This window comes from Cellulomonas sp. C5510 (assembly GCF_019797765.1).
GTDB lineage: Bacteria > Actinomycetota > Actinomycetes > Actinomycetales > Cellulomonadaceae > Cellulomonas.
The window spans coordinates 3,476,639-3,498,367 of the sequence record NZ_CP081862.1 but is presented as its reverse complement, the minus strand read 5'-3'; the positions used below and the strand labels follow the sequence as shown (position 1 = coordinate 3,498,367).

The window sequence follows — 21,729 nt, the reverse complement described above, 5'->3', positions numbered from 1 at the left end:
GAGCGCGCGGCGTCACGGGATGACGCGGTCGGCGTGCTACCGCCGCGCCGCGGGGCGGTACGCCGATGGGCTCGGCTCGCAGGACCTGACGTCGCGCACCGACGACGCGATCGCGGGCGCGGGGCGACCCGGAGCCGGCACGGAGGACTTCCGTCGCGCAGCTGCCGACGTCGTCACCGAGGCTGACCGGTGATCGAGCGCGGCGACGTCTGCCGGGTGGACGTCCTCGTCCCGCAGGGGGGCGTCCGGTCTCCCGAAGGACTCCGTCGCGAACGTCTCGCAGGTCACCGTCGTCTCCCGCGAGGACGTGGACCGGCCCGTCCGGGCGCTCCCCAGCGGCCTCGTGCACCAGCTCGACGCCGGTCTGCGGACCGTGCCGGCGCTCTGAGGCGCGGTCAGGCGGGCGAGGACGCGTCCTCGGTCGCGCTGGTCGTCTCGTCGCCCGCGCAGCGGTGCTCGGCGTCGATGCGGAACAGCTCCAGCGCCCCGCAGATCTCCAGCACGAACAGGTCCCGCGGGTCCGCACCGCGCAGCACCGTGGCCCCGCCGCGCTTGCGGCTGGCGTCGGCCAGCGAGATGAGGAACGCCGCGCCCGTCGAGTCCATGAACGTCACGCCGCACATGTCGATGACCAGCAGCTGGCGCCGCAGCCCCACCACGCGGGCCGCGATCTCGGGGAACTGGTCGCGCTCGGCGAGGTCGAGGTCGCCGGCGATGACGAGGGTGGTCGTCGCCGCCGAGGTGGCGATCTCGATCATGGGGGACCTCCGTGGGGCCGGCAGGGGCGGGACGACTGTAACCACCCGCGCCCCGGGACCGCATGCGGAGCGGGTGCCTGCGACACTGGGCCCATGACCGGTCCGAACCTCCTCGAGCCCGAGCCCACCCGCCTGCCCGAGGGTCCCGACGCCGACGCGCGCGCGGTGCTCGACCGGGGTGGAGACCCCCGCGACGCCGCCCGTGAGGTGCCGACGTCGTCGCTCGCCTGGGCGCTGCTCGCCGAGCGCGCGCTGGCCGACGAGGGCGACCCGGTTGCGGCGTACGCCTACGCGCGCACCGGCTACCACCGCGGGCTCGACGCCCTGCGCCGGGCCGGCTGGCGCGGGCGCGGGCCCGTCCCCGCCGACCACGAGCCGAACCAGGGGTTCCTGCGGGCGCTGCTCGCGCTCGCGGAGGCCGCCGACGCCATCGACGAGGAGGACGAGGCCGACCGCTGCGCCCAGCTCCTGGTGGACTCCGGCACCTCCCCGGAGGAGATCAGCGCCCTCCGCTGACCCCCTCCCTCCCCTCCCTCTCCTCCCGTCGGAGGCTCCGAACGTGCTCGGAGGGTGGCGCGCGTCATCGAGGTGGTCCGCAGAGCACCTCGATGACATGTAGGAGGCTCCGACGGGGCTGGTGCGGGGCGTGCGCGGTGGCACGCCGCCGGACGTCGCCCGGGCGGCTCCGGTAGCCTTTCGGAGGTACTGGGTCGCCTGCCGCCCGGTGCCGGGAGCTCCCCGGACGTCGAGACCGCCGGGAGACGCCGCCGCCGGGCAGGGTGGGAGTGTGATCGACATGCCGGCCGTCGTGGTGCTCGGGACCCAGTGGGGCGACGAGGGCAAGGGCAAGGCGACCGACCAGCTCGGCTCGCGGATCGACTACGTCGTGAAGTTCAACGGCGGCAACAACGCCGGGCACACGGTCGTCGTCGGGGGCGAGAAGTACGCCCTGCACCTGCTGCCGTCCGGCATCCTGTCGCCCGGCGTCACACCGGTGATCGGCAACGGCGTGGTCATCGACCTCGAGGTGCTGTTCTCGGAGATCGACGCGCTCGAGGCCCGCGGGGTGTCCGCGGAGCGGCTGCTCGTGTCGTCCGCCGCGCACGTCATCGCCCCGTACCACCGCACGATCGACAAGGTCACCGAGCGGTTCCTCGGCAAGCGGAAGATCGGCACCACCGGCCGCGGCATCGGCCCGGCGTACGCCGACAAGATCAACCGCGTCGGCATCCGCATCCAGGACCTGTTCGACGAGAAGATCCTGCGGCAGAAGGTCGAGGGCGCGCTCGACCAGAAGAACCACCTGCTGGTGAAGGTCTACAACCGCCGGGCGATCACGGTCGACGAGACCGTCGAGGACCTGCTGCGCTTCGCCGAGCGGCTCCACCCGTACGTCGCGGACACCCCGCTGCTGCTGAACCGGGCGCTCGACGACGGCAGGACGCTCGTGTTCGAGGCGGGCCAGGCGACCATGCTCGACGTCGACCACGGCACGTACCCGTTCGTCACGTCGTCGTCCGCGACGGCCGGCGGCGCGTGCACCGGCTCGGGGATCGGCCCGACGCGCATCGACCGGGTCGTCGGCGTCGCGAAGGCGTACACCACCCGCGTCGGCGAGGGCCCGTACCCCACGGAGCTGTTCGACGAGGACGGCGAGTGGCTGCGCCGCACCGGCGGGGAGTACGGCACCACCACGGGCCGCCCGCGCCGGACCGGCTGGTACGACGCGGTCGTCGCGCGGTACTCCTCGCGCATCAACGGCCTGACGGACCTGGTCGTCACGAAGCTCGACGTGCTCACCGGGCGGGAGAAGATCCCGGTGGCGGTGGCGTACGACGTGGACGGCCGCCGGTTCGACGAGATGCCGGACGACCAGAGCGACTACCACCACGCGAAGCCGGTCTACGAGTACCTGGACGGCTGGTCCGAGGACATCACGGGCGCCCGCGAGCTCGACGACCTGCCGCAGGCCGCGCAGCGCTACCTGGCGCGGCTCGAGGAGATCTCGGGCTGCCGGATCTCGGCGGTCGGCGTCGGCCCGGGTCGTGAGGCGACGGTCGGCATCCACGACCTGCTGGGCTGACGGGCAGCGTGGCGGGGGCCGTCCCCGTCCCGCGGGCCCGGGCCGGGGCCCCTCTCCCGCGCGCGTCCCAGGGCGCGGTCCGCGCGCCCGGGGGCGCGCGGCGGCTCGGTAGGGTCGGCCCGTGAAGATCCTCGTCGTCGGGACCGGCGCCCGCGAGCACGCCCTCGCCCTCGCCCTGTCCCAGGACCCGGCCGTCACCGAGCTGCACGCCGCCCCCGGCAACCCCGGCATCGGCGCCCTCGCCGTGCTGCACCCCGTCGACCCGCTCGACGGGGACGCCGTGGCGGCGCTCGCGACGTCGCTCGGCGTGGACCTCGTCGTCGTGGGGCCGGAGGCGCCGCTGGTGGCGGGGGTGGCCGACGCGGTGCGGGCCGCCGGGGTGCCCGTGTTCGGCCCGGGCGCGGAGGCGGCGCGCCTTGAGGGGTCGAAGGCGTTCGCGAAGGAGGTCATGGCCGCCGCGGGCGTGCCGACCGCCGACCCGGTGGTCGTCACGGACCCGGAGCGCGCGGCCGCGGCGCTCGACACGTTCGGTGCCCCGTACGTCGTGAAGGACGACGGCCTCGCGGCCGGCAAGGGCGTCGTCGTCACCGAGGACCGCGCGGCGGCGCTGGCGCACGCGCTCGCGTGCCTCGCGAAGCCGGGCGGCCGGGTCGTGGTCGAGGACTACCTGGACGGCCCCGAGGTCTCGCTGTTCGTGCTGTCCGACGGCACGCACGTGGTCCCGCTGGTGCCGGCGCAGGACTTCAAGCGCGTCGGCGACGCGGACACCGGCCCCAACACCGGCGGCATGGGCGCGTACTCCCCGCTGCCGTGGGCGCCCGCGGGGCTGGTCGAGGAGGTCGTGGCGCAGGTGGCGCAGCCGACCGTGGACGAGATGGCTCGCCGCGGCACCCCGTTCGCTGGCGTCCTGTACTGCGGGCTGGCGCTGACGAGCCGCGGCACCCGGGTGGTCGAGTTCAACGCGCGCTTCGGCGACCCGGAGACGCAGGTGGTGCTCGCGCGCCTCGCGACGCCGCTGGCGGGCGTGCTGCTGGCGGCCGCGACGGGCCGGCTCACGGAGCTGCCGCCGCTGGAGTGGCGCGAGGACGCCGCGGTGACCGTGGTCGTCGCCTCGTCCGGCTACCCGGAGGCGCCGCGCACGGGCGACGTCATCGAGGGGCTCGCCGACGCGGCCGCGCTGCCGGGCGTGGACGTGCTGCACGCCGGCACCGCGGCCGGCGCGGACGGGGCGGTGCTGTCCGCCGGGGGCCGGGTGCTGTCCGTCGTCGGCACCGGGCGCGACCTCGCGGCGGCACGGGCGGCGGCCTACGCGGGCGTCGAGCGCATCCGGCTGGACGGCTCCCACCACCGCACGGACATCGCGCGGGCGGCCGCCGGGGCCTGACGCCGGACGCCGGCGCCGCACCCCGACGGCCTGCGGCAGGATGGACGCATGACCGCTCCCGCGCTGCCCGGCTGGACGCACACGTACTCCGGCAAGGTCCGCGACCTCTACGTCCCCGACACCACGCAGGACGCCGGGGCGGGCGTCGCGGAGCGGCACGGCGACGTCGTGCTGGTCGTGGCCAGCGACAGGGTGAGCGCCTACGACCACGTGCTCGAGCCCGGCATCCCCGGCAAGGGCGTCGTGCTCACGCAGCTCAGCCTGTGGTGGTTCGAGCAGCTCGCCGACCTGGTCCCGCACCACGTCGTCACCGCCGACGCGCCGGACGTCCCGGAGCCGGTTCTCGGACGGGCGATGCTGTGCCGCCGCCTCGACATGGTGCCGGTCGAGTGCGTCGCACGCGGCTACCTCACGGGGTCGGGCCTCGCGGAGTACCGGGAGTCGGGCTCCGTGACGGGCATCCCGCTGCCCGCGGGGCTGGTGGACGGCTCGCGGCTCACGGAGCCGGTGTTCACGCCCGCGACCAAGGCCGAGCTCGGGGAGCACGACGAGAACGTCACCCTCGACCAGGTGGCCGCGACCGTCGGGCGGGAGCTCGCCGAGCGGCTGCGCGACCTCACGCTGGCCGTGTACGCACGGGCGGAGGGCATCGCGCGCGAGCGCGGGGTCGTCCTGGCGGACACCAAGCTGGAGTTCGGGAGGGACCTGGTCACCGGGGAGCTGACGCTCGGGGACGAGGTGCTGACGCCGGACTCGTCGCGGTTCTGGCCCGCGGACGCGTGGGAGCCCGGCCGAGCGCAGCCGAGCTTCGACAAGCAGTTCGTGCGCGACTGGCTGACGTCGCCGGCGTCGGGGTGGGACCGCGCGTCGGACGTGCCGCCGCCCCCGCTGCCGGCCGACGTCGTGGCGCGCACCCGGGACCGGTACCTGGAGGCGTACGAGCGCCTCACCGGGCGGCCGCTCACCCTCTGAGCCTTGGCCCGAGGGGCGCCCGAAGGTAGGTTAGGCTCGCCTCATCGTCGCGGCGCCGACGACGCCGCGGTGGTGGCGCGGGCGCCCCTCCCCGGATCGGAGCCCCTCGTGCACGCTCGCACGTCCCGCCCGCGCCCGGCCGCCCGCCGCGGCCTGACCGCCGTCGCCGTGCTCGGCGTCGCCACGCTCGCCCTGACCGCCTGCTCAGGTGACGACAGCGGGTCCGCGGAGGACGCCGGCGCCCCGGACGACACCGCCGCGGCCGACGGCGCGTACCCGGTCACGATCGAGTCCTCGCTCGGCGAGGCGACCATCGCGGAGCGGCCCGAGCGGGTCGTGGCCCTCGGGTGGGGCGCAGCCGACATCGCGTTCTCGCTCGGCACCACGCCCGTCGGCATCGAGTCCGACGACTGGGCCGGCGACGAGGACGGGTACCAGCCGTGGTTCCGCGAAGCGGTCGAGGACGCCGGCGAGGAGCTGCCCGAGACCATCAGGATGTACCCGGAGCTCGACGTCGAGGCCGTCATCGCCCTCGAGCCCGACCTGATCCTCGCGACGCAGTCCGGCATCGACCAGGCCACGTTCGACCAGCTCTCCGACTTCGCGCCCGTCGTCGCCTACCCGGGCGACGCGTGGGCGACGTCCGTCGAGGACCAGATCGCGATCGCGGCGCAGGCGCTGGGCGTCCCGGAGCGTGGCGACGAGCTGGTCGACGGCATCCAGGCCGCGTACGACGAGGTCGCGCAGGCGCACCCCGAGTGGGCGGACGTGACCTACGCGTACGTCTACGGCGGCGACCAGGCGGGTGCGCTCGGCGTCTACATGCCCGGGGACACCCGCGTCGCGCTGCTGTCGAGCCTCGGGCTGCAGCTCGCGCCGTCGGCGTCCGCGCTGGAGCCCGACCCCGGCTCGTTCTACGCCACCCTGGGCCTGGAGAACGCGGACCGGCTCGACGACGTGGACGTGCTGTTCACCTGGTTCAACGACGAGGACGAGCAGGCGGCCACGGAGGCGCAGCCGCTGTGGCAGCAGATGCCGGCGTTCGCCTCCGGCGCGTACCTGCCGATGATCGACCGGCAGCTCGGCATGGCCGTCACGGTCGCCGACCCGCTGAGCGTGCCGTACGCCCTCGACGCGTACGTCCCGCAGATCGAGGAGGTCGTCGCGAAGGTGACCGGGAGCTGAGCACCTGCCGACCCGGCCCGGACGAGCACCCCGGCGCCCGCGCGTGACCACCGGCGTCACCGCCCCGCGAGCCCCGCGCAGCACCGCGCGGGGCTCGCGGTCGCGTACCTGGGCGCTGGCCGCGGGGCTGGTGGTCGCGGCCGGGCTGCTGCTGCTCGCGTGCGGGCTCAGCGTCGCCGTCGGGTCCAAGCCGGTGCCGCTCGGCGAGGTGTGGTCGGCGTGGCTGCGCCCCGACGACGGGTACACCTCCGCCGTCGTGCAGTCGCGGCTGTCCCGCACCGCGCTCGGACTGCTCGCGGGCGCGGCCCTCGCGGTGTCCGGCGCCGTCATCCAGGGCCTGACCCGCAACCCGCTCGGCGACCCGGGCCTGCTCGGCGTGAACGCCGGGGCGTCGGCCTCCGTGGTGGTCGTGACGGCGCTCGCCGGAGGAACCGCCGGGCGCTCGGTCTGGGCGGCGCTCCCCGGCGCCGTGCTGGCGACCGTCGCGGTGTACGTCATCGGGTCCGGCGGGCCGGGCGGCCGGGCGACGCCGGTGCGGCTCGTGCTCGCGGGGTCGGCCGTCGGGGCGGTGCTGCTCGCGCTGGTGCAGGCGATCACGCTGGCCGACACCGACGTCTTCACGACGTACCGGTTCTGGGTCATCGGCTCGCTGGCCGGGCGGCCGGACGGCACCGTGGGGCTGGTGCTGCCGTACGTCGTCGCCGGGCTCGTGCTGGCGCTGCTGCTCGCGCGGCCCCTGAACGCCCTGGCGCTGGGGGACGAGACGGCGACGGCGCTCGGGCTCAGCGCCGGGCGGACGCGCCTCCTCGCGGGGGCTGCCGCCACGGTGCTCGCGGCGGCGTCGGTGGCCGCCGTCGGGCCCGTGGCGTTCGTCGGGCTCGCGGTCCCGCTGACCGTGCGGACGGTCACCGGCGCCGACCACCGGTGGCTGCTGCCGTACGCGGCGCTGCTCGGCCCGGTCCTGCTGCTCGGGGCCGACGTGGTGGGACGGGTCGTCGCGCGTCCCGGCGAGCTGATGGTCGGCGTGGTGACCGCGTTCCTGGGGGCGCCGTTCCTCGTGGCGGCCGTGCGGCGGGGGAGGGTCGGGCTGTGACCAGGACCGCGGGAGCGCCGGCCGCGCCCGGGACGCCTGCCGTCGTCCGCGCCGGGGCCGGTCGCAGCGGGCACGGGGTCGCCGTCCGCGTGAACCGCCGCCCGGTCGTCGTGTGCGCGGCCGCGCTGCTCGTCGTGCTCGTGCTCGCGGTCGTGACGGTCTGGCTCGGCGAGCTCGGCATCAGCCCCGCGGAGCTGCCCGCCGTGCTGGCCGGCCAGGGGTCCCGCGCGCAGGAGTGGGTCCTGTGGTCCAACCGTGCGCCGCGGCTCGGCGTCGCGGTGGGCGCCGGGGCCGCGTTCGGTGTGGCCGGTTCCGTGTTCCAGAGCGTCACCCGCAACCCGCTCGGCAGCCCCGACGTGATCGGCCTCGGCGCGGGCGCGGCGGCGGGCGCGGCCGCGGCGACGCTCGTGTGGCCCGGGGTGCTGCCCGGCCCGGTGGGCGCCCTGCTCGGTGCCGGTCTGGCGGTCGGCGTGGTGCTGCTCGGCGCCGGACGCGGCGTGCGGGCGCCGCTGCGGATGGTCGTCGTCGGCATCGCGGTCGGCGCGATGAGCCTGGCCTTCGTGCAGCTCGCCCTCGCCCGCGCCACGGCCGAGGAGGCGCAGACGGTCGCGGCGTGGCTGAACGGCAGCCTGCTGTCCCGCCGCGCCGAGCACGTCGCGACGATCGGGATCGCGCTCGCGGTGCTGCTGCCCTGCGCGCTCGCGCTGACCCGGCGCCTCCAGCTCGTCGAGATGGGGGACGACGCCGCCACCGCGCTCGGCGTGGACCCGGGACGCACGCGCGCCCTGGCGATCGCGGTGGGCGTCGCGCTGACCGCCGCCGCCGTCAGCGTGTGCGGGCCCGTGTCGTTCATCGCGCTGACCGCCCCGCAGATCGCCCGCCGGCTCACGCGCTCCACCGGGCCCGGCATGGTCGCCGCCGCGTGCACCGGCGCCACCCTGCTCGTCGCCGCGGACCTGCTCGCGCAGCACGCGCCGTGGGGCGTGCAGTACCCGGTCGGTGTGCTCACCGCGCTGCTCGGGGGCTCGTACCTCGCGTACCTCCTGGTGCGCGAGTGGAGGAAGGGGACCGCATGACCGGCACTCCCGCCGCGCCGCCGCTCGCGACGGACGCCGTGACGCTCGCGTACGACCGGCTGGTGGTCGCGCGCGACCTCACCGTCGCCGTGCCCGCGGGGTCGTTCACCGTCATCATCGGGCCGAACGGCTGCGGCAAGTCGACCCTGCTGCGGGCGCTCGCGCGCACGCTCCGGCCCCGTGCGGGCCGGGTGCTGCTGGACGGCACGCCGATGGGCTCGCTGCGCAGCCGCGCGATCGCCCGCCGGCTCGCGCTGCTCCCGCAGGGGCCCATCGCGCCCGAGGGCATCACCGTCGGCGACCTCGTCGCCCGCGGGCGGTACCCGCACCAGGGTCTGCTGCGCCAGTGGTCCGCCGACGACGCCCGCGCCGTCGACGCCGCGATGGCCGCCACCGAGGTCACGGAGCTGCGGGTCCGCGACGTCGCGGACCTCTCCGGCGGCCAGCGGCAGCGCGCGTGGCTGGCGATGGCCCTCGCGCAGGAGACCGACCTGCTGCTGCTCGACGAGCCGACGACGTTCCTCGACATCGCCCACCAGTACGAGGTCATGGACCTGTGCGCCCGGCTGCACGAGGAGGGGCGCACGCTCGTCGCCGTGCTGCACGACCTCAACCAGGCGGCCCGGTACGGCACGCACGTGATCGCGATGCAGGACGGCCGCGTCGTGGCGGAGGGCGCGCCCGGCGAGGTCATCACGGCCGAGCTGGTGCGGGACGTCTTCGGGCTGGCCTCGCGCGTGGTGCCCGACCCGGAGACCGGCACGCCGATGGTCGTCCCCCGCCGCCGGGACGCCCACGTCCGCCACGCCACCGACCGCCCCTGACCACCCGCGCCCGGCACCCGCCCGCGGGCCGAACGGGCGGGCGCGCCGGGTCAGGTGGCGGCCAGGACCACGACCGGTTCCGAGGTCGGAGCCTCCGAACCGCCGGCGGGCTCGACCGTCAGCGCCAGGGCGTCGCCCGGTCGCCACACGTCCGTGCGGACCTGGAACGTCCCGCCGGGTGCGGCGGACGTCGCGTCGGGGAGAGGCTCGCCGTCGCGCATCACCCAGAGCTGGTAGACCCGCCCGTCACCCGGCTGCTCGACGCCCGTGGCGGTGAGCAGCGCGCCGTCGGCGGTGAGGACCGCCACCGCCGTGCCGCCCGTGGTCAGCTCGGCGCCGGCCACCTGGGCCCCGGGCACCGCCAGCGCGGCGGCGATCCGGTCGGCCCGGGCCTCGGCCTCGGCCGCCCGCTGCGACTCCCGCCAGGCGATGGTGCTCGGGACCGCGACCAGCGCCAGCACCGCGAGCGCGGTGACCAGGCTGCGCCAGCGGCGGCGGGCCCCGGGTCGTGCCGTCGCCCCGGGGCGGACGGCCCGGTCCGGGCGGCCCGGGGGCCGGGTCGACCCGGCGGCGCGGCCCGGAGGGGCGGGAGCCGCGGATCCGCCGGCTGCACCGGAGGTCGCCGGGGGTCGGTGAGCAGCTGCCTCCGCGTCGGGTCCGGGGGTGGCGGCCGCGCCCGCGACGGTGCCCGTGCGTCGTGCGGACCCGTGCGCGGTCCCCTCCGCCGCACCGGCCGCCGTGCCCGTCTCCGCACCGGTCCGGGTGCCGGTGTCCGCGCCCCCGTCCTGCGGGGTCGCCGCGGCGAGCGCGAGCGTCGCGGCACGGACCGCGTCGGGTGCCGGGGCCGCGACCGCGCCACCGAGCCGGGCCGCGGTCTCCCGGAGCGAGCGCCCCTCGCGGGCGGCGTCCGGGTCCCGGGCCATGAGGTCCTCGACGGCGGCCCGCTCCGCGTCGGTGACGGCGTCCAGCGCCCAGGCGCCGAGCAGCTCGCGGGAGGCGGCGTCGTCGGGGCGGCGGTCGCCCGGCCGCGGCGGGACCGGCGGGGTGCTCACGCGGCCACCCCCAGGCAGTCGCGCAGCCGCACGAGGCCGTCGCGGATCCGGGACTTCACCGTGGGCAGCGGGGCGTCCAGGTGCTCGGCGACCTCGCGGTAGGTGCGGCCGTCGTAGTAGGCGAGCACGACGGCCTCGCGCTGGGTGTCGGTCAGGCCGCCGAGGCAGTGCCGGACGCGCTGCGCCTCGAGGTGCTCCTCGGCCTGCTCCGCGACGACGTCGAACTCCCGGGGCCGGTCCGCGTCCAGGACGGCCTGGTCGCGGTCGCGCTGCGCCTGCACGGACCGCACGCGGTCCACCGCCCGGCGGTGCGCCATCGTCGTCGCCCAGGAGCGTGCCGACCCGCGGCGGGCGTCCCACCGGGCTGCGGTGCGCCAGATCTCCACCATGACCTCCTGCGTGACCTCGGCCGCGTGGTCCGGGTCCCGGAGCACGGCGAGGGCCGTGCCGTGCACGGCGGGGGACAGCATGTCGTACAGCGACGCGAACGCGTCGAGGTCGCCGGCGGCGACGCGCGCGAGGGCCTGGTCGGCGGCCTGGCGCGCGGAGGTGCGGGCGTCGGGGCTGGACACCCGGGACAGTGTGCCGCACCCGGGCGCGCGCGGCCCGGCGGACGTGCCGCCGGCCCCGGCGGGGACCGGGACCGGCGGCACGGTTCGGGGAGCCGTCGCGGGCGTCAGGCGACGAGCGTCGCGGCGAGGGAGTCGATCGCGCCGGCGAGCGTCGACACGTGCATGCCGAGACCGGCCGCCACGTCGTCCGCCGGCAGCTCGCCGCCGCTGACCTCCTCGAAGAACGCCCCGGCCTGCGGGCGGTAGCCGTCGAGGTCGGTGAGCGCCTGCTGACGGCCGTCCTCGTCGCCGGTCGCGTCGGCGACCGCGTAGTCGACGAAGAACCCGATGTGCTCACGCCACAGGTTCAGGAACTCCGCGCCCTTCTCCTCGCCCGCCAGGGACGTGACGGCGTCCGACAGCGCGACCGAGTTCGCGTCGAGCGTCGCCGCCGCGCTGGTGAAGGCGTCGGACTCCACGCCGCCGTCCGCGGTGTACGCGGTGAAGACCGCGAACGACGCGAGGTAGACGTGCTCCTGGAGCAGCGCCGTCAACGTCGAGCGCAGCGTCGAGGCGTCGTCCATGGCGTCCCCGGGCAGGCCGGCACCGGTGGCGAGGCCCGCGGCGATCGTCGCGGCGCCCTCGCCGACGTGCTGGGCGGCCGCGCGCAGGGCGTCGGACGCGCCCGGGTCGCCGGCGGCCATCGCGTCGATCGCGGCGGTCAGCGTGGTCACGTGCATCGCGAGCGACTCGGCGACCGCGGCGGCGGGCAGGTTGCCGTCGCTGATCTGCTCGAAGAACGTGCCGGCCTCGGTGGTGTAGCCGTCGAGCTCGGCGCGCGCCGCGTCGGCGGCAGCCTGGTCACCGCCCTGCACGGCCACGGCGTAGTCGACGAAGTACCCGATGTGGGTCTCCCAGAGCTGCTGGAACGCGTCGCCCTGCTCCTCGCCGGCGATCGAGCCGATCGCGTCGGTCAGGTCCTGCGTGTTGCCGTCCAGCGCGGCCTTCGCCGCGGCGAACTCCTCGGAGTCGGCGCCCGCCGTGTAGGCGGTCGCGACACCGATGCCGGTCAGGTAGACGTGCTCCTGCAGCATCGCCGTGAGGCCTGCGCGCAGGGCGGCGGCCTCGGAGTCGACCTCGCCGGCGGTGCCGGTCGCGGCGGCCAGGCCGGTGGCGAGCGTCAGCCCCGTCTCGGGCATGTGCGCGGCGGCGGTGCGGGCGTCGGCGAACGGGTCGCCCGTGCTGACGGGCATCACCTCGTCCGTGTCGGACGTGCCGGACATGTCGTCGTGGTCCATCCCGTCGGTGCTGGACGAGGCGGCGGGCATGGACCCGGTGTCGCCGCCGTCGCCGTCGCTGCACGCGGCGAGCGTGAGGCTCAGCGCGAGTCCGGCGGACAGGACGGAGACGGCGTAGGTGCTGCGTGTGCGTCGCATGGTGACTCCTCGATCGCGGGTGCTGTCGAGGAGGGTTCGGAGCCGGTGGCGCCCCGGATGGGTCGGTCTCGAGGAGCGGGCGCGGGTCAGGGCCGCGGCAGCGCGACGGGTCAGGCGGCGCCGTGGTGCGCGAGGGCCAGCAGGACGTCCTCGGGGCGGGGCGCGTGCTCGGGGGGCGGTCCGCCGGTGAAGCAGCGGCAGGCGCCGTCGCGGTGCACGAGGTTGGCGTGCGGGCGCGCGACGCAGGGCGCGGGCCGGCCGGCGGGGTCGAGCGCCCCGGGGTTCTCGAGGACGAGGGTCATGCGGGTACTACCTCCGTGCGGTGGACCGCGGACGGTCCGTGACGGCGCGGGGGAGATCCGCGCCGTGGTCGCCGGGCCGCCTGGGCGTCCCGGTGGTGATGTGTCCATCGGACGGTCGCACAGGTTCCTGCGACGTCAGGCACGCCGGAGCGCTCACGGACGGGTGAAACCGTCGCCAGGTGGTCGGGATCACGCCGGCCGGGCGCGGACGCGGGCCCTCGGTCCCGGGCACGGACGACCCGCGCGCGGGCGCGTCAGCCCGCGAGCCGCGCCGCCCGCCGCTCCGCCTGCGCCGCGGGGTCGGGCACCGGGGCCGCCGCGAGCAGCCGGCGCGTGTAGTCGTCCTGCGGCGCACCGAGCACCGTGCTGCGCTCGCCGACCTCCACGAGCCGCCCGCGGTGCATCACGGCGACGCGGTCGGCGAGCTCGTCCACGACGGCCAGGTCGTGGCTGATGAACAGGCACGCGAACCGCAGCCGCTGCTGGATCGACCGGAACAGCTCCAGCACGGTCGCCTGCACGGAGACGTCGAGCGCGGAGGTCGGCTCGTCGGCGATGAGCAGCTCCGGGTCGAGCGAGACGGCGCGCGCGATCGACACCCGCTGCCGCTGGCCGCCGGACAGCTCGTGCGGGTACCGGGACGCCCAGGCGGCGGGCAGCTCGACGCTCTCGAGCAGCTCGGCGACCCGCGCGTCGAGGACCGCCCCCCGCAGCCCGGCGTGCACGCGCAGCGGCTCGGCGACCGACTCCCCGACGGTGTAGCGGGGGTTGAGCGACGCGGCGGGGTTCTGGAACACGACGCCGATGCGGGTGCGCGCGGCGCGCACGGCGCGCGGGGTGTCGGTGCCGAGCCGGGTGCCGACCACCTCGACCGTCCCGGACGTGAGCGGCGCGAGGCCGAGCGCGCACCGGCCGAGCGTGGACTTGCCGGACCCGGACTCGCCGACCAGCGCGACCATCTCGCCGGGCTGCACCCGCAGCGTCACGTCGTCGACGGCCCGCACGACACGCCCCCGACGGTTGCGGTACTCCACGACGAGCCGCTCGACGTTGAGGGCCGGGCGCTCGCGGTCGTCGGCGGCGCTGTCCCGGGCGGGCGCGCCGATGCGCGGCACGGCGGCCAGCAGCGTGCGGGTGTACGCGGCGGCGGGCGCGGCGAACAGGGCGGCGACGTCGGCGGTCTCGACCACCTCGCCGTCGCGCATGACCACGACGCGGTCGGCCAGGTCGGCCACCACGCCCATGTCGTGCGTGATGAGGACGATCGCGGCGGACGTGCGCTCCCGCAGCCGGCGCAGCACGTCCAGCACCTCCTGCTGCACGGTCACGTCCAGCGCGGTGGTCGGCTCGTCCGCGACCAGGATCTCCGGGTCGCAGGCCAGGGCCATCGCGATCATGACGCGCTGCGCCTGCCCGCCCGAGAGCTGGTGCGGGTAGAACCGCAGCCGCTCCTCGGGGTCGGGCAGCTCGACCATGCGCAGCAGCTCGACCGCGCGGGCCGTCCGCTGCGCGCGCGTCAGGCCGGGGACGTGCCGGCGCAGCATCTCGCGGAGCTGGTAGCCGACCGTGAACACCGGGTCCAGCGCGTTGCCCGGGTCCTGGAAGATCATCGCGATGCGCCGGCCGCGGACCTCGGACAGGGCACGGCGGTCGAGTCCCACGAGCTCCTGGTCGCCGAGGCGCGCGCTGCCGGTGACGCGGGCGGTGCCGGGCAGCAGGCCGAGCAGCGCGAGCGACGACACGGACTTGCCGGACCCGGACTCGCCGACCACCGCGAGGACCTCGCCCGGCAGCAGGTCGTACGACACGCCGCGCACCGCGTGGACGTCCGGGGACCGGCCGCCGTCGACGCGGAACGTCACGGTCAGGTCGCGCACCCGCAGCACGGGCTCGGTCGTGGCGCTCACGGTGCTCCAGGGGGTTCGTCCCCGCCGAGTTCGGTACTCCCGGTCGAGGTCGGCAGCTCGGACTGCCGACCTCGCACCGGAGGTGCCGAACTCGCGGGAGGGGTGGGGGCGGGGGTGGCGGCGGTGTCCGCCGCGGCCAGGGCGTCGCGGTGGGCCTCCCAGTCCGCGAGCATCTGACGGTGGTAGCCGGCGAGCCACTCGAAGTAGTTGCGGGCGTTGAGCAGGCGCCGTCGCGGGCCGGGGTCGGTCTCCGAGACGGCCATCAGCCCGGAGTCGATGACCCGCTGGAGCCGCGGCAGGTAGGTGCGCTCGCTCGCGAGCCAGGACCCCCAGATGTCGTCCTCGGCGCGGAAGTAGTGGTTGCGGTCGCCGGGGATGGAGTGCCGCAGGATGAAGCCGATCTCGACGAGGTGCCGCGTGGCGGTCGACACGGCCCCGGCCGACGCCTGCAGCAGCGTGGCGATCTGCTGGGACGACAGGTAGGGGCGGTCGATGATCATGAGCAGGCCCACGACGCGCCCCTCCATGCGCGAGCTGTTCGCGTTGTCCCAGGTGGACGCGAACTGCTCGATCCACTCGAGGGCGTCGTCGTCGAGGGTCGGCTCGGCCGGGTCCGGGGCGGTCGTCATGCGCTCACCGTAGGGGCGGGCAGGGCGCCGGGACGGCGGACCGTCATCGCGCTGCGGCGGGCCCGGAACTCCGCGACGGGCCACGAGGTCATCGCCGCGCGGACGCTGGTCACGGAGCCGTCGGCGTCGCGCTCGTAGGTGAGCCGCTCGCCGACGGTGCCGAACCCGGGGCCGCGGTGGATCTGCAGCGCGTCCGGACCGGCGACGGTGAGCTCCTCGTAGGCGGCGACCGGGTCCGGGGCGGCGGGGCGCAGCAGGACCAGCCGGCCGCCGAGCTCGGCCACGTCCATGACGCCCCAGAGGTTCGCGAACCGGCCGGTGTAGTCCGCGAGCGGGCGCGGGCCGGGCGCCGGCTCGGCGGGCTCCTCGGCCGCTCCGGGCGCCTTCAGGGCCAGGTCGATCAGCTTGATCAGGCCGACGGCGATCGGGTCGGCGGGGCCGTCCACCGCGTTCGTCAGCACGCTGACCACGAGGCCGTCCTCCGGGTCGACGTACGTGCGCGTGATGTGCCCCGGGTAGCCGCCGGAGTGCCCGACCACCTCCCGGTCGCCGATCGTGTTCCGGTCCATGCCGACGCCGTACCGGCCGATCTCGGTGCCGTACGCGGTGACCACCGACTCGAGCCGCTGCATCACGCGCTTGGACGCGTCGGTGAGCAGCCGCTCGTCGCCGAGCACGTGCGCGGAGCCGTAGGCGGACAGCTCGCTCGCGGTCGAGAAGAAGCCGGTCGCCGCGGCCATCGCCCGGGTGTCGACGTGCTCGATGCGCTCGCGGCGGTCGTCGGCGTCCAGCAGCCCGGTGTGGCCGGCGGCGTACTCGGACGCGCGCGCGGGGTCGTACTCGGCACCGGTGCGCGTGAGCCCGAGCGGCTCGACGACGGCGCGGTGCAGGTGCTCCGCGTAGGACAGCCCCGTGACCTCCTCGATGACGAGGCCGAGCAGCGAGTAGCCGACGTTCGAGTACTTGAAGTGCTCGTTCGGGCCGTAGACCTCGCCGTGGGCGAGCACGTCGGCCAGCAGCGCCTCCCGGTCGGGGAACGGGCCGTCGAGCTGCCAGAAGTCCGCGCGGTCGCCGTCACGCACCACCCCCGCCTGGTGGCCGAGCACCTCGCGCAGCGTCCGGGACGCCAGCGGGGAGCCGGCCAGCTCGGGGACGTACGCGCCCAGCGTGTCGTCCAGCCGCAGCCGGCCCTGCTCCGCGAGCTGCATCACGGCCGTCGCGGTGAACGTCTTGGAGTGCGACGCGATCCGGAACAGGTGGTCGGTGGTGAGCGGCTCGCCGGTGGTCACGTCGGCCACGCCCCACGCGGCGTCCAGCAGCAGCTCGCCGTCCACCCGGACGGCCACCTGGACGCCGGTCGCGCGGCGGTAGGAGGCCTGCTGCTCCACCCAGGACCACAGGTAGGGGGCGGCGGCTCGGACGGTCTGGGCGGTGCGGTGGGACATCGGGTGGTGCCTCTCGGTCGGCGGGGGCCCGCGGTCGGCGGGCCCGGTCGGCTGGGTCGGTCCGGCGTCGCGCGGTCAGCGCGACCTCGGGTCCAGGGTGTCGCGCAGCACGTCACCCAGGGTGATCATCGCGAGCACGGTCACGGTGAGGAACAGGCTCGGGAACACGAGCATGTGCGGGGAGGTCTGGAAGTACGCCTGCGCGCTCGACAGCTGCAGGCCCCAGGAGATCGACGGCGCGCGCAGCCCGAGCCCCAGGAACGTCAGGGTGGACTCCGAGACGATGACGCCGCCGACCATCGTGGTCGCGACGGCGAGCACCGGCCCGATGGAGTTCGGCAGCACGTAGCGCGCGATGATCCGCCGGTCCCGCAGGCCCATCGCGCGGGCTGCCTCCACGTACGGCGCGTCCCGCACCGCGCGCACCGACGACCGCACGAGCCGCGCCATCGTCGGCCAGGAGAACAGGGCGAGCACCAGCGCGACGGTGACGGCGGAGCGGGTGCCGATCGACGTCAGCACCACGACGGCCCCGAGGAGGAACGGGAAGCCGAGGAACACGTCGGTGAGCCGGGCGATCAGTCGGTCCGCGAACCCGCCGTAGAACCCGGCCGCCGTCCCCAGCACGAGCGCGACGAGCAGCGCGATCACGGTGCACAGCACGCCCACGGTCAGCGACGCGCGGGTGCCGTGGACGACGTTCGCGAACACGTCGCAGCCCTGCACGTCGGTGCCGAACACGTGGTCCCCGCCGGGCGGCCGGGCGCTCGCGGACAGGTCGCACGCGCGCGGGTCCGGCTGGCCGAACAGCCCGGCGAACGCCTGCGGGGCGACCGCGACCAGCGCGAGGAGCGCGAGCACGACGGTGCAGACCCAGAACAGGGGCCGGCGCCGCAGCGTGCGCCACACCCCGCGCGGTGCGGCGGGCCCCACGGCGGGTGCGCCCGGCTCGAGCGCGGCGGCGGCGATCGTCTCACTCATGGCGGATCCTCGGGTCGAGCACGGACGACAGCAGGTCCACGACGAGGTTCGTCAGCAGGAACACGATGATCAGCGCCGTGGAGACGCCCACCACCGTCGGGCCCTCGTGGGTGCGGATCGCCTGGAACAGCAGGTTCCCGACGCCCGGCAGGTTGAACACGCCCTCGACGACGACGGTCCCGCCGAGCAGGTAGCCGAGGTCGATCGCGAGGAACGTCAGCACCGGGATGGCGGAGTTGCGCATCACGTGGACGCCGACGACCTCCCGCCGCCGCAGGCCCTTGGCCCACAGCGTCCGCACGAAGTCGGACTGGAGGGTGTCGACGACGCTGCCGCGCATCAGCCGGGTCACGGACGCCAGGCCGAACACCGCGATGACGAGGGCGGGCAGCAGGTACGAGGTCGGCCAGCCGGCGGTCGTGCCGGCGACCGGGAACCAGCCGAGCCGCACGCCGAACAGGAGCTGGGCGGACACCGCGACGACGAACACCGGGATGCTGGTCGCGAGGATCGTCCCGGCCAGCACGAGCCGGTCCGCGGTGCGCCCGCGCCGCAGGCCCGCGAGCAGGCCGAGCAGGACGCCGAGCACGACCTCGATGCCCCAGGCGGTCAGTGCCAGGGTGATGGTGACCGGCCAGCGCAGCGACATGCGCTCGCCGACCGACTGGCCCTGGAAGTTCGTCCCCAGGTCGCCCTGCACCAGGCCGCCGAGGTAGCGGGCGTACTGCTGGAGCACCGGCTCGTCGAGGTGGTAGCGCTCGCGGAGCTCCGCCACGACGTTCGGGGGCAGCGGGCGGTCGCCGCCGAGCGCCTGGATCGGGTCGCCCGGCAGGGCGAACACCATGAGGTAGATGATGAGCGTGACGCCGAGGAACACCAGGACGAGCTCGGCGACGCGCCGGACGAGGTAGCGGCTCACCGGCCACCGCCCGCGCCGCCGGCCGCCGTGCCGGCCGGGACGGCGCCGGCCGCCCGGTCCGCCAGGCCCCGCACGGTCGCCAGCGCCGCGCCGTACTGCACGCCCACCAGCTTCTCGACCGGCAGCACCTGCACGCCGGTGACGCCCTCGGCCTCCGCGACCCACTCCTCGTACAGCGCGCGCCCGCGGTCCAGCACCCGGCGCACCCGCGCCGTGGCGATGCCCGCCGACACCTCGGCGTCGAGCGCGCGCAGCAGCATCCCGCCGAACCGCAGCCGGAAGCACCGCACGACGTCCTCGGTGCTGAACACCTCGGCGGCGGTGGCCGGGCGTGACGTCCCGGGCTGCGCGGCGCGCGCGATCTCGGTGCGGCCGGACGTCGACATCATCGGGACGAACGCCTCGCTGGCCCGCAGGAAGGGCGTGCGCACCGTCAGGTCCGGCCGGGCCTCGTCCAGCAGCCCGGCGAGTGCGGCGCCGAGCCCGACCAGCGCCTCGCCCTTGGCCCGCACGACGTCCGCGTAGTCGGCCGAGGTCGGGGTGTCGTCCTCGGCCAGCGGGTGCGACCAGTAGGGCAGCTCCGCGACCAGGCTGACCGTCCCGTACCGCGCGGCGTAGGCGGCGGAGGACTCCCCGCCGACCATCGACGCCGCGTCCAGGCCGAGGGACTCGAGGTACTCGTACTCGTCGCGCGTCGACATCGCCCAGTAGACCGCCGGTGCCATGCGGCGCAGCGAGGGCGACTCGGGCTCGCCGGTGTCGAGCGGCAGGCCCAGCGCCCGGGGCACCGCGTGCAGGGCGGGCACGACGCCGGGCACGTCCTCGCTGAGGTAGTAGTAGACGCCGCCCATCTCCGCGTTGTGCAGCGACATCATGAGCTCGGGCCGCACGTCGTCGATGAGCCGCATCAGCGCCTGCGTCTCGGGGATCACGGCGTCGAACCAGGCGTCGCGGTGCGCGAACGGGAACGACCACTCGACCTGCTCGTCCGGGGCCGGGCGGTAGAACCGGCGCGCGTACGTGGTGCGGTCGCCCGGCTCACCGAACCAGCCCTCGTTCAGGCGGGTGCCGTCCGGGTCGATGCACGGCACGAGGTGCCAGGTCGACGCGCTCGCCTCCCGCAGCTCCTCGTCGGCCACCAGCTCGGCGGCCAGGTGCTGCAGCGTGCGGAACCCGATCGGCTCGTTGGGGTGCACGCCGGCGAACAGCAGCTGGCGGCGCGGGCCGTGGCCGACGGCGTACGACCACAGCGGCTCGCCGAGCCGGGACGTCCCGATGCGGCGGCGCCGCACCAGCCCGGGGTGGTCGTCCGCCAGGGTGTCGAACCACGCGAGCAGCGCGTCGACGCCGGGGAAGTCGTGCAGGGGAGGGACGCGGCGGACCCGCTCGAGGACGTCCTCGAGCGAGCCCGCCGCGCCGGTGGTGCGCCGGCTCATGCGCCCTCGGCCAGCGTCACGGCGGCGTACGTCGGGTTGCCGACGGCCGACGTCGGCAGGTCCGCGACGCGCTCCGACGTCACGTAGGAGTAGGTCTCGAAGAACAGCGGCGGGGCCGGGAAGTCCTCCATGATCCGCTCCTGCACCGCGGCGTAGGCGTCGGCCGCGTCCGCGGCGTCGACCTGGGCGTCGGCCGTCGCGATGAGCTCGGCGACCTCGGGCTCGTAGTACGGGATGCAGTTGGCGCAGCCGCCGTCCTCGACGTAGAACGCCCGCAGCGTGTTCTGCTGGCTGGGGTACAGCGCGCCCCAGCGGGAGAAGAACGGCCCGTCGACGTCGCCGTTCAGGCGGGTCTCGTAGAACTCCGCCCAGTCGGTGCTGGGCGTGGCGACCGACTCGACGCCGAGGTTCTGCCGCAGCTGGTTGGCGATCGCGGTGTACAGCTCGTCCAGGCCGATGCCGCCGGGGTAGTAGATGTCGATGGTGCCGTCGAACCCGCCGGCCTCGTCGAGCAGGGCCTTCGCGGCGTCGGGGTCGTACTCGCACAGCTCGCCGCAGATCCCCTCCGGCGTGCCCGCCTCGACGGCCGGGGTCAGCGCGGTGGCGGGCGTGAAGGTGCCGCCGTAGATGACCTCGTCGATGGTCTCCCGGTCGATCGCCATCGAGATCGCCTGGCGCACCCGGATGTCGGAGTAGCGCTCGTCCCACAGCGGCAGGCCGAGGTAGGAGATCCCCGGGGCCTCGAACGAGTACAGCCGGTCGCCGAAGTCCGCGGGCGCCTGCTGGAGGCGGGACGCCGGCACGCCGACCACGTCGAGGTTGCCGGCCTGCACGTCGGTGTAGGCGGTCGTGGTGTCGGCGTAGGGCACGAAGCTGATCCGGTCCACCGACGGCGCGGGGCCCTGGTAGTCCTCGTACCGCTCGACCACCAGGGGCTCGTTCTCGACGTAGTCGTCCGTCAGCGCGAACGGACCGTTGCCCACAGGGTGCCGGTTGTACGCCTCGAAGTCGTCGGCGGCGGAGGCCGGCATCGGGTACATCGCGGTCTGGCCCTGGCTGAGCTGCAGGGGGAACTGCCCGTCGGGGCCGGTGAGCTCGACGGTGAACGTGAGGTCGTCCACCACCGTCAGGCCCGACATCTCGGTGGTCGTCGGCTCGCCCTCGGCGGGGTTGAGGTCGGCGTAGCCCACGATGTTCGCGAGCTGGCCGGTGTTCTCGAACGCGTTCGGGCCGTACGCCACGGCGTTCCAGGAGTCGACGTAGTCCTGGGCGGTCACCGGGGCGCCGTCGTGGAACGTCCAGCCGTCCTCGAGCGTGATGGTCCAGGTCGTCGCGTCGTCGGACTCCACCGACTCGGCGGCCAGCATCGTCAGCTCGCCCGCGTCGTCCGCCCAGGTCAGCGACGACCACACGGCCATGCTGAAGTCGTAGGCGACGGTCTGGCGGCCGGGGATGATCTGCGCCGGGTCGGTGACGCCCACGCTGATCGCGCCACCGCCGCCGGCCGCGGTGGAGGCGTCGTCGTCGGACCCGCCGCCGCCGCTGCACGCGGCCAGGGTCAGGGAGAGCGCGAGGGCTCCGGCCAGCAGCCGGGGTCGCGTCGAGTTCATGGGGAGCCTCCACATCCGGGGGTGCCTCGGGGGTGGCTCAGTCGACCCTGGGGACCGACGACCCGTCAATAGGGTGAGTGCTGAAA

Annotated in this window: 21 protein-coding genes; 9 read left to right on the top strand and 12 right to left on the bottom strand. The window is 75.7% G+C overall.

What is annotated here, in order from left to right:
- Positions 1 to 19: 19 nt before the first annotated feature.
- Positions 20 to 193, top strand: a complete 174-nt coding sequence (locus tag K5O09_RS16115; protein ID WP_255595794.1) for a hypothetical protein — start codon at positions 20 to 22, stop codon at positions 191 to 193.
- 202 nt (positions 194 to 395) lie between these two features.
- Here the strand turns inward: K5O09_RS16115 and K5O09_RS16110 are convergent, their stop codons facing one another.
- The gene (locus tag K5O09_RS16110; protein ID WP_222170453.1) at positions 396 to 758 is read right to left on the bottom strand and encodes an STAS domain-containing protein; all 363 of its coding nucleotides are present in this window, start codon (positions 756 to 758) and stop codon (positions 396 to 398) included.
- Positions 759 to 851: 93 nt separating this feature from the next.
- Between K5O09_RS16110 and K5O09_RS16105 the strand changes: the two genes are divergently transcribed.
- The 8 genes from K5O09_RS16105 to K5O09_RS16070 all read left to right on the top strand — a co-directional run bounded on the left by K5O09_RS16105 (position 852) and on the right by K5O09_RS16070 (position 9,375).
- A complete protein-coding gene (locus tag K5O09_RS16105) occupies positions 852 to 1,274 on the top strand; it encodes a DUF3151 domain-containing protein (protein ID WP_222170451.1) in 423 nt (140 codons plus the stop codon).
- 280 nt (positions 1,275 to 1,554) lie between these two features.
- Complete coding sequence (locus K5O09_RS16100; protein ID WP_222172854.1) at positions 1,555 to 2,841, top strand: adenylosuccinate synthase; 1,287 nt, start codon at positions 1,555 to 1,557, stop codon at positions 2,839 to 2,841.
- Positions 2,842 to 2,962: 121 nt separating this feature from the next.
- Positions 2,963 to 4,225, top strand: coding sequence for a phosphoribosylamine--glycine ligase (gene purD, locus K5O09_RS16095; RefSeq protein WP_222170450.1), 1,263 nt, complete (start codon positions 2,963 to 2,965; stop codon positions 4,223 to 4,225).
- Between the two features lie 48 nt (positions 4,226 to 4,273).
- On the top strand, positions 4,274 to 5,197 hold the full coding sequence (locus tag K5O09_RS16090; RefSeq protein ID WP_222170449.1) for a phosphoribosylaminoimidazolesuccinocarboxamide synthase: 924 nt from the start codon (positions 4,274 to 4,276) through the stop codon (positions 5,195 to 5,197).
- A 108-nt stretch (positions 5,198 to 5,305) separates the two neighbouring features.
- Positions 5,306 to 6,382, top strand: coding sequence for an iron-siderophore ABC transporter substrate-binding protein (locus K5O09_RS16085; protein WP_222170448.1), 1,077 nt, complete (start codon positions 5,306 to 5,308; stop codon positions 6,380 to 6,382).
- A 43-nt stretch (positions 6,383 to 6,425) separates the two neighbouring features.
- Positions 6,426 to 7,475, top strand: coding sequence for an iron ABC transporter permease (locus K5O09_RS16080; protein WP_222170447.1), 1,050 nt, complete (start codon positions 6,426 to 6,428; stop codon positions 7,473 to 7,475).
- Positions 7,472 to 8,551, top strand: a complete 1,080-nt coding sequence (locus K5O09_RS16075; RefSeq protein WP_222170446.1) for an iron chelate uptake ABC transporter family permease subunit — start codon at positions 7,472 to 7,474, stop codon at positions 8,549 to 8,551. Before K5O09_RS16080 ends, K5O09_RS16075 begins: the two co-directional genes overlap by 4 nt.
- Entirely contained in the window at positions 8,548 to 9,375 is an 828-nt protein-coding gene (locus K5O09_RS16070; RefSeq protein WP_222170445.1) for an ABC transporter ATP-binding protein, read from the top strand. The genes K5O09_RS16075 and K5O09_RS16070 overlap by 4 nt, the downstream gene beginning before the upstream one ends.
- Before the next feature lie 50 nt (positions 9,376 to 9,425).
- Here K5O09_RS16070 and K5O09_RS16065 read toward each other — a convergent pair whose 3' ends face one another.
- From K5O09_RS16065 to K5O09_RS16015, 11 genes are all read right to left on the bottom strand, one after another.
- Entirely contained in the window at positions 9,426 to 10,427 is a 1,002-nt protein-coding gene (locus tag K5O09_RS16065; protein WP_222170444.1) for an anti-sigma factor, read from the bottom strand.
- Positions 10,424 to 10,999 carry an ECF RNA polymerase sigma factor SigK gene (sigK, locus tag K5O09_RS16060; protein ID WP_255595792.1) on the bottom strand — a complete coding sequence of 192 codons (576 nt, stop codon included), beginning with the start codon at positions 10,997 to 10,999 and terminating at the stop codon, positions 10,424 to 10,426. The genes K5O09_RS16065 and sigK overlap by 4 nt, the downstream gene beginning before the upstream one ends.
- 104 nt (positions 11,000 to 11,103) lie before the next feature.
- Positions 11,104 to 12,414, bottom strand: a complete 1,311-nt coding sequence (locus tag K5O09_RS16055; RefSeq protein ID WP_222170443.1) for a hypothetical protein — start codon at positions 12,412 to 12,414, stop codon at positions 11,104 to 11,106.
- Between the two features lie 110 nt (positions 12,415 to 12,524).
- The gene (locus K5O09_RS16050; RefSeq protein ID WP_222170442.1) at positions 12,525 to 12,716 is read right to left on the bottom strand and encodes a hypothetical protein; all 192 of its coding nucleotides are present in this window, start codon (positions 12,714 to 12,716) and stop codon (positions 12,525 to 12,527) included.
- A gap of 254 nt (positions 12,717 to 12,970) precedes the next feature.
- Positions 12,971 to 14,623 carry an ABC transporter ATP-binding protein gene (locus K5O09_RS16045; RefSeq protein ID WP_222170441.1) on the bottom strand — a complete coding sequence of 551 codons (1,653 nt, stop codon included), beginning with the start codon at positions 14,621 to 14,623 and terminating at the stop codon, positions 12,971 to 12,973.
- A complete protein-coding gene (locus K5O09_RS16040) occupies positions 14,620 to 15,252 on the bottom strand; it encodes a GbsR/MarR family transcriptional regulator (protein ID WP_222170440.1) in 633 nt (210 codons plus the stop codon). The genes K5O09_RS16045 and K5O09_RS16040 overlap by 4 nt, the downstream gene beginning before the upstream one ends.
- Complete coding sequence (locus tag K5O09_RS16035; RefSeq protein ID WP_222170439.1) at positions 15,249 to 16,697, bottom strand: serine hydrolase; 1,449 nt, start codon at positions 16,695 to 16,697, stop codon at positions 15,249 to 15,251. The genes K5O09_RS16040 and K5O09_RS16035 overlap by 4 nt, the downstream gene beginning before the upstream one ends.
- Positions 16,698 to 16,772: 75 nt before the next feature.
- A complete protein-coding gene (locus tag K5O09_RS16030; RefSeq protein ID WP_222170438.1) occupies positions 16,773 to 17,678 on the bottom strand; it encodes an ABC transporter permease in 906 nt (301 codons plus the stop codon).
- On the bottom strand, positions 17,671 to 18,597 hold the full coding sequence (locus K5O09_RS16025; RefSeq protein ID WP_222170437.1) for an ABC transporter permease: 927 nt from the start codon (positions 18,595 to 18,597) through the stop codon (positions 17,671 to 17,673). The genes K5O09_RS16030 and K5O09_RS16025 overlap by 8 nt, the downstream gene beginning before the upstream one ends.
- Positions 18,594 to 20,033 (bottom strand): M14 family zinc carboxypeptidase, encoded by a 1,440-nt coding sequence (locus tag K5O09_RS16020; RefSeq protein WP_222170436.1) that lies wholly within the window; start codon positions 20,031 to 20,033, stop codon positions 18,594 to 18,596. Before K5O09_RS16020 ends, K5O09_RS16025 begins: the two co-directional genes overlap by 4 nt.
- On the bottom strand, positions 20,030 to 21,643 hold the full coding sequence (locus K5O09_RS16015; protein WP_255595778.1) for an ABC transporter substrate-binding protein: 1,614 nt from the start codon (positions 21,641 to 21,643) through the stop codon (positions 20,030 to 20,032). Before K5O09_RS16015 ends, K5O09_RS16020 begins: the two co-directional genes overlap by 4 nt.
- Between the last annotated feature and the right edge of the window lie 86 nt (positions 21,644 to 21,729).

Excerpts from the sequence above, each read along its gene's own strand:
- K5O09_RS16070 (WP_222170445.1), top strand. The coding sequence starts at position 8,548 with ATGACCGGCACTCCCGCCGCGCCGCCGCTCGCGACGGACGCCGTGACG.
- K5O09_RS16040 (WP_222170440.1), bottom strand. The coding sequence starts at position 15,252 with ATGACGACCGCCCCGGACCCGGCCGAGCCGACCCTCGACGACGACGCC.
- K5O09_RS16115 (WP_255595794.1), top strand. The coding sequence starts at position 20 with ATGACGCGGTCGGCGTGCTACCGCCGCGCCGCGGGGCGGTACGCCGAT.
- K5O09_RS16105 (WP_222170451.1), top strand. The coding sequence starts at position 852 with ATGACCGGTCCGAACCTCCTCGAGCCCGAGCCCACCCGCCTGCCCGAG.
- K5O09_RS16050 (WP_222170442.1), bottom strand. The coding sequence starts at position 12,716 with ATGACCCTCGTCCTCGAGAACCCCGGGGCGCTCGACCCCGCCGGCCGG.
- K5O09_RS16035 (WP_222170439.1), bottom strand. The coding sequence starts at position 16,697 with ATGTCCCACCGCACCGCCCAGACCGTCCGAGCCGCCGCCCCCTACCTG.
- K5O09_RS16020 (WP_222170436.1), bottom strand. The coding sequence starts at position 20,033 with ATGAGCCGGCGCACCACCGGCGCGGCGGGCTCGCTCGAGGACGTCCTC.
- K5O09_RS16015 (WP_255595778.1), bottom strand. The coding sequence starts at position 21,643 with ATGAACTCGACGCGACCCCGGCTGCTGGCCGGAGCCCTCGCGCTCTCC.
- K5O09_RS16030 (WP_222170438.1), bottom strand. The coding sequence starts at position 17,678 with ATGAGTGAGACGATCGCCGCCGCCGCGCTCGAGCCGGGCGCACCCGCC.
- K5O09_RS16055 (WP_222170443.1), bottom strand. The coding sequence starts at position 12,414 with ATGCGACGCACACGCAGCACCTACGCCGTCTCCGTCCTGTCCGCCGGA.
- K5O09_RS16110 (WP_222170453.1), bottom strand. The coding sequence starts at position 758 with ATGATCGAGATCGCCACCTCGGCGGCGACGACCACCCTCGTCATCGCC.
- K5O09_RS16100 (WP_222172854.1), top strand. The coding sequence starts at position 1,555 with ATGCCGGCCGTCGTGGTGCTCGGGACCCAGTGGGGCGACGAGGGCAAG.
- K5O09_RS16090 (WP_222170449.1), top strand. The coding sequence starts at position 4,274 with ATGACCGCTCCCGCGCTGCCCGGCTGGACGCACACGTACTCCGGCAAG.